13 protein-coding genes are annotated in these 13,091 nt (G+C 43.2%); all 13 read left to right on the plus strand.

The features are described 5' to 3' along the window. Positions 1–7: 7 nt before the first annotated feature. The 13 genes from BGI33_RS10910 (at position 8) to purH (ending at position 13,028) form a co-directional block, all read left to right on the plus strand. Complete coding sequence (locus BGI33_RS10910) at positions 8–994, plus strand: DNA-directed RNA polymerase subunit alpha (protein WP_093092405.1); 987 nt, start codon at positions 8–10, stop codon at positions 992–994. Positions 995–1,012: 18 nt separating this feature from the next. Further along, on the plus strand, positions 1,013–1,396 hold the full coding sequence (gene rplQ, locus BGI33_RS10915) for a 50S ribosomal protein L17 (RefSeq protein ID WP_037487099.1): 384 nt from the start codon (positions 1,013–1,015) through the stop codon (positions 1,394–1,396). A 544-nt stretch (positions 1,397–1,940) separates the two neighbouring features. Beyond that, positions 1,941–2,327, plus strand: a complete 387-nt coding sequence (locus tag BGI33_RS10920) for a hypothetical protein (protein ID WP_100091206.1) — start codon at positions 1,941–1,943, stop codon at positions 2,325–2,327. 14 nt (positions 2,328–2,341) lie between these two features. Continuing rightward, complete coding sequence (miaB, locus tag BGI33_RS10925) at positions 2,342–3,670, plus strand: tRNA (N6-isopentenyl adenosine(37)-C2)-methylthiotransferase MiaB (RefSeq protein ID WP_100091207.1); 1,329 nt, start codon at positions 2,342–2,344, stop codon at positions 3,668–3,670. 212 nt (positions 3,671–3,882) lie between these two features. Then, positions 3,883–5,196, plus strand: a complete 1,314-nt coding sequence (locus BGI33_RS10930) for an NCS2 family permease (protein WP_100091209.1) — start codon at positions 3,883–3,885, stop codon at positions 5,194–5,196. 127 nt (positions 5,197–5,323) lie between these two features. Then, the gene (locus BGI33_RS10935) at positions 5,324–5,887 is read left to right on the plus strand and encodes a beta-class carbonic anhydrase (protein WP_100091210.1); all 564 of its coding nucleotides are present in this window, start codon (positions 5,324–5,326) and stop codon (positions 5,885–5,887) included. After that, positions 5,884–6,519 carry a nicotinate-nucleotide adenylyltransferase gene (nadD, locus tag BGI33_RS10940; protein ID WP_100091211.1) on the plus strand — a complete coding sequence of 212 codons (636 nt, stop codon included), beginning with the start codon at positions 5,884–5,886 and terminating at the stop codon, positions 6,517–6,519. The genes BGI33_RS10935 and nadD overlap by 4 nt, the downstream gene beginning before the upstream one ends. A 63-nt stretch (positions 6,520–6,582) precedes the next feature. Then, positions 6,583–6,972 carry a ribosome silencing factor gene (gene rsfS, locus BGI33_RS10945; protein ID WP_100091212.1) on the plus strand — a complete coding sequence of 130 codons (390 nt, stop codon included), beginning with the start codon at positions 6,583–6,585 and terminating at the stop codon, positions 6,970–6,972. 32 nt (positions 6,973–7,004) lie between these two features. Then, positions 7,005–7,475 (plus strand): 23S rRNA (pseudouridine(1915)-N(3))-methyltransferase RlmH, encoded by a 471-nt coding sequence (gene rlmH, locus BGI33_RS10950; protein ID WP_100091214.1) that lies wholly within the window; start codon positions 7,005–7,007, stop codon positions 7,473–7,475. Positions 7,476–7,681: 206 nt separating this feature from the next. Beyond that, positions 7,682–9,559 carry a 1-deoxy-D-xylulose-5-phosphate synthase gene (gene dxs / locus BGI33_RS10955; RefSeq protein ID WP_100091216.1) on the plus strand — a complete coding sequence of 626 codons (1,878 nt, stop codon included), beginning with the start codon at positions 7,682–7,684 and terminating at the stop codon, positions 9,557–9,559. A gap of 579 nt (positions 9,560–10,138) precedes the next feature. Beyond that, complete coding sequence (gene dusB, locus BGI33_RS10960; protein WP_100091217.1) at positions 10,139–11,143, plus strand: tRNA dihydrouridine synthase DusB; 1,005 nt, start codon at positions 10,139–10,141, stop codon at positions 11,141–11,143. Positions 11,144–11,175: 32 nt separating this feature from the next. Beyond that, entirely contained in the window at positions 11,176–11,421 is a 246-nt protein-coding gene (locus BGI33_RS10965) for a helix-turn-helix domain-containing protein (protein WP_100091219.1), read from the plus strand. Between the two features lie 32 nt (positions 11,422–11,453). Next, positions 11,454–13,028 (plus strand): bifunctional phosphoribosylaminoimidazolecarboxamide formyltransferase/IMP cyclohydrolase, encoded by a 1,575-nt coding sequence (purH, locus tag BGI33_RS10970; protein WP_100091220.1) that lies wholly within the window; start codon positions 11,454–11,456, stop codon positions 13,026–13,028. The last annotated feature ends 63 nt before the right edge of the window (positions 13,029–13,091 follow it).

Here is a 13,091-nt window from a genome sequence, read left to right on the forward strand (position 1 = left end):
CAGTTAAATGCAAAACACATCCGAATTCTTGAAGCCGCGTCAAATTGACGTTGACACCTTGTCTGCAACCCGTGCCAAAGTGTCTATGGAGCCTTTTGAACGTGGTTTCGGCCATACATTGGGTAATGCTTTGCGTCGTATCTTACTGTCATCAATGAATGGTTATGCGTCGACAGAAGTAACGATTGAAGGCGTATTGCATGAATACTCTACGCTTGACAGTGTGCAGGAGGATGTTGTTGATATTCTTCTAAATCTGAAGGGCGTGGTGTTTAAGGTGCATGGTCGTACAGAGGTAACTTTAAGTCTGAAAAAATCAGGTGCTGGTGTTGTCACTGCTGCTGATATTGAGTTACCGCATGATGTCGAAATTGTTAACCCTGATTATGTTATCTGCCACCTTTCTGAAGGTGGTAGTATCAATATGGAAATTAAGGTTGAACAAGGTCGGGGTTATGAGTCTGTGTCTGGCCGTCGGAATAAAGACGACCACAAACGTATCGGCGCTATTCAACTAGATGCAAGCTTTTCGCCTATCAGTCGTGTCAGCTTTGAAGTAGAACCTGCCCGTGTGGAACAACGCACTGACTTAGACCGTCTGGTTCTGGATATTGAAACCAATGGTGCTATCGATCCAGAAGAAGCGGTTCGCAGTGCGGCCTGTATCTTAATTGACCAGATGTCAATTTTTGCAGATTTACAGGGTACGCCGGTTGCAGTGGTGGAAGAAAAAGAACCACCGATCGATCCGATTCTACTTCGTCCAGTTGATGATCTGGAGTTGACCGTTCGTTCAGCAAACTGCTTGAAAGCTGAAGATATTTACTATATTGGCGATTTGATTCAACGCACAGAGACTGAATTATTGAAGACCCCAAATTTGGGTAGAAAATCTCTGAACGAAATCAAGGAAGTTCTGGCTTCCAAAGGTTTGACGTTGGGTTCAAAACTGGAAGCCTGGCCGCCGGCCAGTCTGGAAAAGCCACAAGTTTGATGATTAAAGGATAATGACATGCGTCATCGTAATGGTAACCGCAAATTAAACCGCACAAGTAGTCACCGTGCTGCTATGTTGCGTAATATGGCCAATTCTTTGTTGACTCACGAAGCAATTGTAACTACTTTGCCTAAAGCAAAAGAGTTACGCCGCGTAGCTGAACCATTGATTACTTTAGGTAAAAAACCTTCATTGGCTAATCACCGTTTAGCTTTTAATCGTACGCGTGATCGTGATGTTGTTGTAAAATTATTTAATGAGTTAGGCCCGCGCTTCGCTAATCGTAATGGTGGCTATCTGCGCATTTTGAAGTATGGTTTTCGTAAAGGTGATAATGCTCCACTAGCTTTGGTTGAGTTAGTTGAGAAAGCTCCCGAAACAGAAGCTGTAGCTGAGTAATCAAGCTTCACGGACAAGCCAGCCCTTTAGGCTGGCTTGTTTCATTTTGATGTTTTGTTTTCCAGTGTGCTTAGTGAGTTTAATAAATTTCTTTTCTTAATCAGTGTTTTTTGTACATTGGTTTAATATTTCTGATTCATTCATGGTATTTGCCGATAAGTAATGTATACAGATTTTATTAAATGTTATGTGAGCATTAAACTCTTACTGGATAGCGAAAGCTTCGTTTTTATATGGTTGGCTGGTGGTCTTTTGTTATTGGTGCTCTAATGTAGCAAATATTTAAAATACTGACTTTAGCTGGGAATTGTATAGATATTGAGAACTGGCAGATTTCCTTGTTTAAGTTTAACCATATTTCTAAGTTAATAGTATTTCTCGAATTTTAGTAAGATATTTTCTTGTTTGCATTAATACAATTGTGTTTACTATCCAATTACTTAGATTTTAAAAAGACTATTTTTCGTTTTGAAAGCTGCTTGTAATTTGTCTTCTGCGTATAATTATTGTCTGTAACTTGACCATTGTTATTAAAGGAGAAACCATGAAGTACTTGCGTTTGGCTCTATACTGTTTGATTTTCCTGACTTCCTCATTTGCATGGGCTGGCCGTGTTTTACCTAGCGATGTTCATATTGCTGTATTGAAGAATGCTAAAGGACAGCAGGTGGTGTTGGGAACGGCAAAAAAGGCCTGGTTACGTACTTTGAGTCTGGGTTTGGTGAATGGTAATAAAACATTTCAATTAAGCAGGGCAGTACGGGTGCATGATACTAATAATCGTTTTGTAACCTATAATAATTTGTATAGGTTTAAGAATGCACCGATAGCCGTACGGTTTGACAGAGCAAATCAGATTCAAGAGATTTGGGTATTGACGGATGAGGAGCAGAAAGCATTAGTTCGTCCGAATAATCCTCAGGTTGATTAATATTGTTAGGTGTTATGAAAAAAGTATTTATACGAACCTTTGGTTGTCAGATGAATGAGTATGACAGTGACAAAATGCTGTCTGTACTTGCTGAAGGACAACCACTAGAACGTACTGACAGAGCTGAAGATGCGGATATTATTCTTTTTAATACCTGCTCAGTACGGGAAAAAGCTCAGGAAAAAGTATTTTCGGATTTGGGACGCATCAGGCCATTAAAAGCTAAAAATCCGGATTTGATTATCGGGGTTGGTGGCTGTGTTGCTTCACAGGAAGGTGAGGCAATTATTCAGCGGGCGCCTTATGTAGATGTGGTGTTTGGTCCACAGACTCTACATCGTTTGCCACAGATGATTCTGGATAAGGAAACCAGTGGCCTGTCACAAGTAGATATCTCTTTTCCGGAAATTGAAAAGTTCGATCATCTGCCACCTGCACGGGTTGAAGGTGGTGCAGCGTTTGTATCCATTATGGAAGGCTGCTCCAAGTATTGTAGTTTTTGTGTTGTACCTTATACCCGTGGGGAAGAGTTTTCACGTCCGCTGGAAGATGTATTAACTGAAATAGCTGGTTTAGCGCAACAGGGGGTTAAGGAAATTAATCTTCTTGGGCAAAATGTGAATGCTTATCGCGGTGATATGGGTGACGGCGAAATCTGCGATTTTGCTACTTTGTTACGCATAGTTCACGAGATACCCGGTATTGAGCGCATACGCTTTACCACTAGCCATCCACGTGAATTTTCCGATGCCATTATTGAATGTTATCGCGACTTACCAAAACTGGTATCGCATTTGCATTTGCCAGTGCAGTCTGGTTCGGATCGTGTGCTAACGGCGATGAAGCGTGGCTATACCGCATTGGAGTATAAACATATTATTCGTAAATTACGCGCTATCCGACCGGATTTATGTTTAAGCTCAGACTTTATTGTTGGTTTTCCTGGGGAAACTGAACGTGAGTTTGAGCAAACGCTGAAACTGGTACAGGACTTGGCTTTTGATTTGAGCTTTGTATTTATTTATAGCCCGCGTCCAGGTACGCCGGCAGCAAATTTACCCGATGATACACCACATGCTGAAAAAGTACGCCGCTTGGGAGCATTGAATATGGTGATTGAGGCTGAAACAGCACGAATTAATCAGTCTATGCTTGGTAGTGTACAACGTTGTCTAGTAGAGGGTGTATCGAAAAAAGACCCAGATCAACTACAGGCACGTACGGCAAATAATCGGGTAGTTAATTTTACGGGACATCCTCGTTTAATCAATCAAATGGTGGAGCTGGAAATTACCGAAGCGCATACGTTTTCTTTGCGTGGAAAAATGATTTTAGCCGAGTAAGTTATCAATTAGCAAAATAGAGGGAAAACGCCGCATTAATCCATTTGTGTGGATACAGGTACATGTACGTATTAATACAGGTATAAAGGCTGTGCATGTTGTCGGATTATGATGCAAGATTTATTTGAGTTTTTTATTATTCGGTTACCGGTAGAGATTGTTTACGGTAGCTGGTTTTATCTGGCCTTTTTTCGGTATTAAAAGGAATTGGCATGAGCCCAGCGGGTACTTCTTTTTTGGATCGTTTTTTTAAAATTAAAGAAAGTGGCAGCAGTGTGCGCACTGAGGTGTTAGCCGGCCTGACCACTTTTTTGGCAATGAGTTATATTTTGGTGGTTAATCCCACTATTCTCGAAGAAGCGGGTATGGATTTCGGTGCGGTTTTTGTGGCTACCTGTATTTCTTCTGCTTTTGCTTGCATGATGATGGGGCTGATAGCAAACTATCCGATTGCTCTGGCACCCGGAATGGGATTGAATGCTTATTTCACTTATGCTGTGGTAAGAGGGATGGGTATTCCGTGGCAGGTGGCATTGGGAGCGGTTTGTGTTTCCGGTATCATTTTTATTATTCTGAGCGTGTTTAAAGTGCGCGAGGCGATTGTTAATTCGCTACCGAATTCTCTCAAATATTCTATTGGCGGCGGAATTGGTTTGTTTCTGGCCTTGGTGGCTCTAAAAAGTGCTGGTGTCGTGGTATCCAATCCAGCTACACTGGTTAGTTTGGGCGATATCCATTCTCCTAAGGTGCTTTTGACAATTGTTGGTTTCTGTCTGATTGTTGCACTGGAACATTTTCGGGTGCGTGGCGGGATTATTATTGGGATTTTGGTAATTACTGCTATTGCTTCGGTGCTGGGAATCAATCAGTTTCAGGGTGTATTCGCTCCAGTTCCTTCGTTAGCTCCGACTTTTTTACAGCTAGACTTTCATGATTTATTTACCATGAGTCTGGTTAGTGTTATTTTTGTATTTTTCTTTGTGGATTTGTTTGACAGTACCGGTGTTCTGATTGGTGTTTCGGGTCGTGCAGGTTTGCTGGTAGATGGTACGCTGCCACGAGTAAAAAAAGCGTTGCTGGCTGACTCGACGGCAATTGTGGTCGGTGCCGGCCTCGGTACTTCTTCTACAACTGCCTATGTGGAATCAGCAGCTGGAGCTGCTGTCGGTGGCCGCACAGGTTTGACAGCAGTAGTAGTTGGCATTTTAATGCTGGCAAGTTTATGGTTTTCTAAGCTAGCGGCTAGTGTTCCGGAGTATGCTACTGCTCCTGCATTGCTATATGTAGGGGTGCTGATGATGCGCAGTATGACGGAAATTGACTGGAAAGATGTTACTGAGGCTGCGCCAGCATTCTTTACTCTGATTTTTATGCCTTTTGCCTATTCTATTGCAGATGGTATTGCGATGGGTTTCATCAGTTACGCACTGATTAAATTGTTCTGTGGTAAGGTTAAAGAAGTATCTTACATGGTGTGGATTATTGCTATATTGTGGGCATTTAAATTGCTCTGGCTAGGGGCGTAAGATAATCCGGTTTGTAACAGGCAGCCGTTGCGGCTGCCTGAATACTTTAGAGCTATATATTCTGGGGGCTGATGTGCCAATATATTGAGCCGAGTGCAACTATTATATAAATGAAAAGGGAGAAATTATGTCTTTAATTGATGAGATTATGGACTTTAATCAGAAATTTGTTGATGCTGAAGAGTATGAGCAGTTTTTTACGGACAAGTATCCAGAAAAGAATCTGGCCATTGTTTCCTGTATGGATGCACGAATTCTGGATTTGTTACCGCGTGCTCTGGGGCTAAAAAATGGAGATGCCAAGGTGATTCGTAATGCGGGTGCTTTGGTTACTCATCCGTGGGGTTCAGTGATGCGCTCATTGTTGGTGGCTGTATATGAGATGCATGTACATGAAATTATGGTGATCGGGCATTATGATTGTGGTATGCAGGAGTTGCATGTTCCCGATATGCTTGATCGAATGCGTGCCCGGGGGGTCAGTGATGAGCGTCTTGAAATTCTGGAGAATGCAGGTGTAGATTTTCATAAGTGGCTCACCGATTTTGATAGTGTGGAAGATGCGATTATGCATTCGGTTAATATGATACGAAAACACCCACTGATGCCCAGTGAGATTAAAGTACATGGTCTGGTCATTCATCCCATTACCGGTAAGCTGAATATTGTGGTTAATGGAAATAAAATATGAAACGTATCGGTTTATTTGGTGGTACTTTTGATCCGCCACACAATGGCCATATTCATATCGCGCAGGCTTTTGCTGATGAATTAAAGTTGGATAGTGTTATTTTTATTCCAGCAGGTGATCCATACCATAAACAGGTTGCTACTCGTACTACAGCTGCACAACGTTTGGCTATGGTGGAGCAGACGATTGTCGTAGATGAACGCTTTAGTGTGTCTGACTGTGATGTGGCACGCAATGGACCCACTTATACAATTGATACTGTATCTCTGTTTCGTCAGGTATTTGCGCAGGCACAGTTATGGTGGTTACTGGGAATGGATTCATTGTTACAACTGCCAGATTGGCATCGTTATCGGGCTTTATTGCAAAGTGTTAATCTGGCTATTGCTCAACGTGGCGAGCAGGGCTTAGCTGCTTTGCCGGTGGTATTACAGCAATGGTTGCCTGATGCATTAGCCAAAAATCTGACTACACCGGACGGTAATGATGGCGGACGCGCGGTGTTATTGCAGGCGTCTTTTTTACCGGTAAGTTCGACTGATATTCGTGTGCAATGGTCGATGGGCAATCATGATGACGTTCCGGCTGGTGTGGCGGAATATATCGACCGCGAACACCTTTATCAGGCATAATTTGCATATTTATAAGGTGTTTCTGAGCAGGAAATGCTTTCAACTCAATAGGATATTTACTGTATGGATGAAAATCTTATCGCTCAATGGGACAATATGGTAGCCATTAGCGTTAATGCACTTGAAGATGTTAAAGGTAAGGACATTACTGTACTGGATACATCGGCACAAACTTCGCTGTTTTCCCGGATGATTATTGCCAGTGGTGACAGTACGCGTCAGGTAAAGGCGCTGGCAAATAATGTTGCTGTAGATTTAAAAGAGGCTGGTTACGAAATTATTAGCACGGAAGGCCTTGATAGTGGTGAATGGGCTCTGGTTGATGCTGGTGATCTGGTTGTACATGTGATGCAGCCTGCGGTGCGTGACTATTATGATATTGAAGCTTTATGGGGCGGAGAAAAGCCTTCTTTTCATGCAGGTGCGGCTAAACCATGGCAAGCAGTAGATTGATGTTCGCTGGATACTACATTTATTGGAATTGAATGAATATTACAGTACTGGCGGTGGGAACGAAAATGCCGCAATGGGTGGATTATGCGGTGGCCGATTATAGTAAGAGGTTTGGCCGTGAGATTCAGTTTCAGCTCAGGGAAATCAAACCGGAAAAACGCGGTGCGGGTGTTAATGCGGCACAGGGAATGGCAGCTGAAGAGGAACGTATTGTTGCGGCAATTCCACCACATAGTTATCTGATTGTACTGGATGAGCGTGGGAAAGCACCAACGTCCATGGAGCTGGCGGACTGGTTAAAAAAATGGCAGCAGCAGGGGGATAATCTGTGTTTTGTTATTGGTGGTGCTGATGGGATGACTGCGAGTTTAAAACAGCGGGCAAATCTGTTAGTGCGCCTTTCCAGCCTGACTTTACCACATGGCATGGTGCGCGTACTGTTGACTGAACAGCTTTATCGAGCCCAGTCGATTTTACATAATCATCCGTATCATCGTGAGTAATCCTGATGAAAACCAGATAACTTGAATGCATGTCTTAACAGCCTTGATGTATACAGCTTATTTTAATTAATCACGATAGAAATAATTTCTTGACATAGAATGAATACCCCCGTGCAGGGGGTATTGTAGTATATAATTACCGTGCACTTAGTTTGGCAGGTATATATGGCCTGTTATCTTGCATTAATAACAAGTAAAGTCTGATTATGAATCCTACCTCTCTGCTTGATACCATTGATTTACCACAGGATGTGCGCCGTTTGCAAAAGAGCCAGTTACCCCAGCTGGCAAATGAGTTACGCGCTTATTTACTGGAATCAGTAAGCAAAACGGGAGGACATTTTGCCAGTAATCTGGGTGCAGTTGAGCTAACGGTCGCCTTGCACTATGTATATCAGACTCCGCAAGATCATCTGATCTGGGATGTGGGGCATCAGAGTTATCCGCACAAAATCCTGACTGGACGTAAAAGACGTATGGCTACTATGCGGCAATATGGTGGTTTGGCCGGTTTTCCCAAGCGCAGCGAGTCGGAATACGATGTGTTTGGTGTTGGTCATTCGTCCACCTCGATTGGTGCTGCGCTGGGTATGGCGGTAGCCGATAAATTACAGCATAAAACCAACCGCAATGTTGCTATTATTGGTGACGGTGCGATGACGGCGGGGCAGGCATTTGAAGCATTAAATAATGCCGGTGATATGGATATTGATTTACTGGTTATTCTTAATGACAATGAGATGTCCATTTCACCAAATGTTGGCGCTTTGCCCAAGTATCTGGCAAAAAATCCTTTGCATGATGTTAAGGGATTGGTGAAATCAATCAAGCATAAATCAGAAAAGGTATTAGGTTTAGTACCGGGTGCGCTGGATGTAGCGCAGCGGGTTGAAAATAAAATCAAAGGTTTGATTGAAGAGAGTACCAGTTCTGAAACGCTGTCATTATTCGATAATTTCGGTTTTACTTATTCAGGGCCGATTGATGGGCATGATGTCATTCAACTAGTAGATGTGCTTCAGGAAATGCGTAACCGTAAAGGGCCGCAATTGTTGCATATCATTACTAAAAAAGGTCATGGCTATAAACTGGCGGAAAATGACCCAGTCAGTTTTCATGCTGTCAGTGCGTTTGATCCGCAGCAAGGCTTGCATGTGTCTCGGACGGCGACTAAACCTACGTATACACAAATTTTCGGCCAATGGATAATAGATCAGGCAGCAGTAGATCAAAATTTGCTGGCGATTACGCCGGCCATGCGTGAGGGTAGTGGTCTGGTAGAATTTGCCCAGCGATATCCAGAGCGTTATTTTGATGTCGGTATTGCTGAGCAGCATGCCGTGACTTTTGCTGCTGGATTGGCTTGTGAACAGATGAAACCGGTGGTAGCGATTTACTCAACTTTCCTGCAACGGGCTTATGATCAGCTGATTCACGATGTCGCATTACAGAATTTGCCGGTTTTGTTTGCAATTGATCGCGGCGGAATTGTTGGGGCAGATGGCCCAACACATGCTGGTGTTTATGATTTGAGCTATCTGCGCTGTGTGCCTAATCTGGTCATTGCAGTGCCCAGTGATGAGCGTGAATGCCGTTTATTGCTATCAAGCTGCTATCAGCTTAATCAGCCTGCGGCCGTACGTTATCCTCGTGGTACAGGTACGGGTATTGATGCAGGAGCTGATTTGGCTACGGTAGCGATTGGCAAAGGAATACTACGCCGTCAGGGAAGTAAAATTGCTTTAATCGCATTTGGCAGTATGGTGCAACCCGCCCTTACTGTGGGTGATGCAATTGATGCAACAGTAGCAGACATGCGCTTCGTTAAACCACTGGATACGGAGCTGCTATTACAGCTGGCTGCAAAACATGATTATTTGGTTACGCTGGAAGAAAACAGTAAGATTGGCGGTGCAGGAAGCGCTGTTCTTGAATTACTGGCCCAGCATAATCAGAACAAACCGGTATTAACGCTGGGGATACCTGATATATTTACTGAACATGGTGATACAGCACAACTACTCAATCAAGTAGGATTAAGTGCTGACAAAATTCAGCAACAAATTCTTCAATGGGTGGCGTAGCATTCAGCCGAATTAATACAGGCAGCATGATATCGTTTCATGTGTTGATGAAACGATATCATTTATCCTTAACGAAATTGCAGAGAGTGGTAAGGCTTAGATCAATTGAAGCTTACAGAATAACTGATAGGTTCTTTAGGAAGTTATTGTATTTGTTAAATTACTTGTGAATGTAGAGAACTATATAAATTTGCTAGCTTGCGCTCAATATGTTTGCTTATTATATCTTCCAATAAATTTTTGCTTATAAATCATTTATTCTAATATATTAAATCGTGTACCTACATGTAATTGGCAAATTCCATAAGTCAAGATCACAGCTAGTTGTTAATGGTTTGCCAATTATTCAAGGTATTTATTCAGCCTTGTGGTTCTGGTCTGATACGAATTCACTATGCTCCACAATACTATCCTCATGTAGTGTAATCGCATGACTGATAGCATCCAATTTTCTGAAATTATTTATTAATTTAATCAATATTTTAGTTAAATGGTGGTATTTGTATTTGGAGGGGCTGCCTAAAAATTGTACAATAATTCATATCCGAATATTATTTTTCCATATTTGATTTACTGATTATGCAAATTGGTTGTTATCAGCTTACTGCTCCTTTTGCGCTAGCGCCAATGGCGGGCATAACTGATAAGCCATTTCGCCAGCTATGTCGTGAGTTTGGTGCAGGCTGGGCAGTGAGTGAAATGATTACTAGTGATCCGAGTCTACAGCAAACACGCAAGACTCTACAGCGCGCTAATTATGAGGGTGAAAACGGTATCAGGGTGGTACAGATTGTCGGTAGTGACCCGCAGCAGCTGGCAGATGCGGCACGCTATAATGTAGCCCGTGGTGCAGAAGTTATTGATATCAATATGGGCTGTCCGGCAAAAAAAGTTTGTAATGTGCTGGCAGGTAGTGCCTTATTACAAAATGAATCGCTGGTTGAGGCAATTTTGCAGGCAGTTGTGGATGCTGTTGATGTACCGGTAACTCTGAAAACTCGTCTGGGCTGGGATGATGAGCATCGCAATATTTTGACTATTGCGCATATGGCAGAACAGGCAGGAATTACTGCTCTTGCTGTACATGGCCGTACACGTACACAAATGTATCGTGGAGAGGCCTGTTATGAGCTAATTACACAGGTACGACAGCAGGTAAACCTACCATTGTGGGTTAATGGAGATATTACCAGTCCGCAAAAAGCATTAAGGGTATGGCAGGAAACTGGTGCGGATGGTGTGATGATTGGACGCGCAGCTCAGGGGCAACCATGGCTGTTTCGCGACCTTGTCCATTACCATAAGTATGGTTGTTTGCCACCTTCGCTGAGCATAGCAGAGCATGCACAGATTATCGTACGTCATGTAGCTGCCATGCATGATTTTTATGGCAAAATTATGGGTGTACGTATTGCCCGTAAGCATGTTGGCTGGTATGTAACTGCATTACCGGAAGGGGAGCATTTTCGCAGACAGGTTAATACAGTAGATGATGCGCAAATGCAGTTGCAGCTGGTTAATGACTTTTTAGACAGGCAGGTAGCACAATTAGCTGCGTGGCCGTGTGCCTATAGGGAACAGTAAGCAGTTTGTCCTGTTATATGAGGAAAATGTAAATGAGTGAAGCGCCTAAAGTTAGTATCGCTCAATGTATAGAAGCAAATGTACGGCAATATTTTGCGGATCTGGATGGTGAAACACCTTGTGCAGTCTATGATATGGTGTTGCAGCAGATGGAATTACCGCTATTGCGTTGTGTAATGGAGGTTTGTGAGCATAATCAGACTCGTGCTGCGCAGATTCTCGGGTTGAACCGCAATACACTACGTAAAAAATTAACGCAATATAATTTGCTGGATTGAATCAGAAATTTTTGTATTTTAAGGGAGACGTCATGGCTGTAATCAAACGGGCACTGTTAAGTGTGTCAGATAAAACCGGTGTGATTGATTTTGCACACCAGCTAACGCAACTGGGCGTCGAATTACTCTCAACAGGGGGGACAGCCAGTTTATTGGCCGACGCGGGTATTGCAGTGACTGAAGTTGCAGATTATACCGGCTTTCCAGAAATGCTAGATGGACGGGTAAAGACATTACATCCCAAAATTCATGGTGGTATTCTGGGGCGGCGTGATTGCCCTGAGCACAAAGCACAAATGGCAGCGCATGATATTGGCGCCATAGACCTTGTATGTGTAAATCTGTATCCGTTTGCTGCAACAGTGGCGAAACCAGGCTGTACACTGGAAGAGGCTATCGAAAATATTGATATTGGTGGCCCGACAATGGTGCGTTCAGCTGCTAAAAACTGGCAAGATGTGGCCATTGTTACAGATTGTAATGATTATGCAGCAATTATTACCGAATTGCAGCAGCAGAGCTGCCTGTCAGCGCAGACCCGTTTCAGCCTGGCACGAAAAGCTTTTGCACACACCGCTCAATACGATGGTATGATTGCTAATTATCTGACTCGGGTTGACGATAAAAATTTGGCTGGAAAACCGGATTTACATACTTTCCCACAGCAATATAATCAAAGCTGGCTAAAAGTACAGGATTTACGTTATGGCGAAAATCCGCATCAGCAGGCTGCTTTTTATCGTGATTCGCAGCCGGCTGCTGGTAGTTTGGCCAATTATCTGCAATTACAGGGAAAAGAGCTGTCATATAACAATATTGCTGACGCCGATGCCGCATGGGAAGCAGTTAAATCTTTTATCCAGCCTGCCTGTGTTATCGTTAAACATGCTAATCCATGTGGAGTTGCAGTGGCTGCCGATACCTTAACTGCATACCGACTGGCCTTTGCCACAGATACAACCAGTGCTTTTGGCGGCATCATTGCCTTTAACCGCGAAGTAGATGCAGCAACAGTAGAAGCCGTTACTGGCCAGTTTCTTGAAGTATTAATGGCTCCCGGATTCACTGCCAAAGCAAAAGCCATCATAGCTGCTAAAAAGAATGTGCGTGTACTGGAAATTCCCTTATCTGCCGGAGCAAATCAGTTTGAACTAAAACGTGTTGGCGGCGGTTTGCTGGTACAGACCCCAGACAATCATCAAATAGAAGCGAATCAATTACAGGTTATAACAACGCGTACACCCACTGAACAGGAAATACAGGATTTACTATTCGTATGGAAAGTAGCCAAATACGTGAAATCCAATGCAATTGTGTTTGGTAAGGGTGGGCAAACCTACGGTATAGGTGCCGGACAAATGAGTCGGGTAGATTCAACGCGCATTGCGGCGCGTAAAGCACAGGATGCAGGCTTTGAACTTGCTGGTGCCTGCGCTGCTTCAGATGCATTTTTCCCGTTTAGAGATGGGGTGGATGTGATTGCTGAGCAAGGTATTAAGGCCATTATCCAGCCTGGTGGTTCAGTACGGGATGAAGAAGTAATTGCTGCTGCTAATGAACATGGTATTGCCATGGTAGTAACCGGAGTACGTCACTTCCGCCATTAATATCAGGCTATTATCTTGCAGAAATAATGCAATTTCAGCTTAATCATTAGCAGATAACAGCAT

The sequence above is a fragment of the Snodgrassella alvi genome, assembly GCF_002777425.1.
Classification (GTDB): domain Bacteria; phylum Pseudomonadota; class Gammaproteobacteria; order Burkholderiales; family Neisseriaceae; genus Snodgrassella; species Snodgrassella alvi_B.

Excerpts from the sequence above, each read along its gene's own strand:
- BGI33_RS10930 (WP_100091209.1), top strand. The coding sequence starts at position 3,883 with ATGAGCCCAGCGGGTACTTCTTTTTTGGATCGTTTTTTTAAAATTAAA.
- BGI33_RS10965 (WP_100091219.1), top strand. The coding sequence starts at position 11,176 with ATGAGTGAAGCGCCTAAAGTTAGTATCGCTCAATGTATAGAAGCAAAT.
- dxs (WP_100091216.1), top strand. The coding sequence starts at position 7,682 with ATGAATCCTACCTCTCTGCTTGATACCATTGATTTACCACAGGATGTG.
- BGI33_RS10920 (WP_100091206.1), top strand. The coding sequence starts at position 1,941 with ATGAAGTACTTGCGTTTGGCTCTATACTGTTTGATTTTCCTGACTTCC.
- miaB (WP_100091207.1), top strand. The coding sequence starts at position 2,342 with ATGAAAAAAGTATTTATACGAACCTTTGGTTGTCAGATGAATGAGTAT.
- nadD (WP_100091211.1), top strand. The coding sequence starts at position 5,884 with ATGAAACGTATCGGTTTATTTGGTGGTACTTTTGATCCGCCACACAAT.
- rlmH (WP_100091214.1), top strand. The coding sequence starts at position 7,005 with ATGAATATTACAGTACTGGCGGTGGGAACGAAAATGCCGCAATGGGTG.
- BGI33_RS10910 (WP_093092405.1), top strand. The coding sequence starts at position 8 with ATGCAAAACACATCCGAATTCTTGAAGCCGCGTCAAATTGACGTTGAC.
- rsfS (WP_100091212.1), top strand. The coding sequence starts at position 6,583 with ATGGATGAAAATCTTATCGCTCAATGGGACAATATGGTAGCCATTAGC.
- dusB (WP_100091217.1), top strand. The coding sequence starts at position 10,139 with ATGCAAATTGGTTGTTATCAGCTTACTGCTCCTTTTGCGCTAGCGCCA.
- purH (WP_100091220.1), top strand. The coding sequence starts at position 11,454 with ATGGCTGTAATCAAACGGGCACTGTTAAGTGTGTCAGATAAAACCGGT.
- BGI33_RS10935 (WP_100091210.1), top strand. The coding sequence starts at position 5,324 with ATGTCTTTAATTGATGAGATTATGGACTTTAATCAGAAATTTGTTGAT.
- rplQ (WP_037487099.1), top strand. The coding sequence starts at position 1,013 with ATGCGTCATCGTAATGGTAACCGCAAATTAAACCGCACAAGTAGTCAC.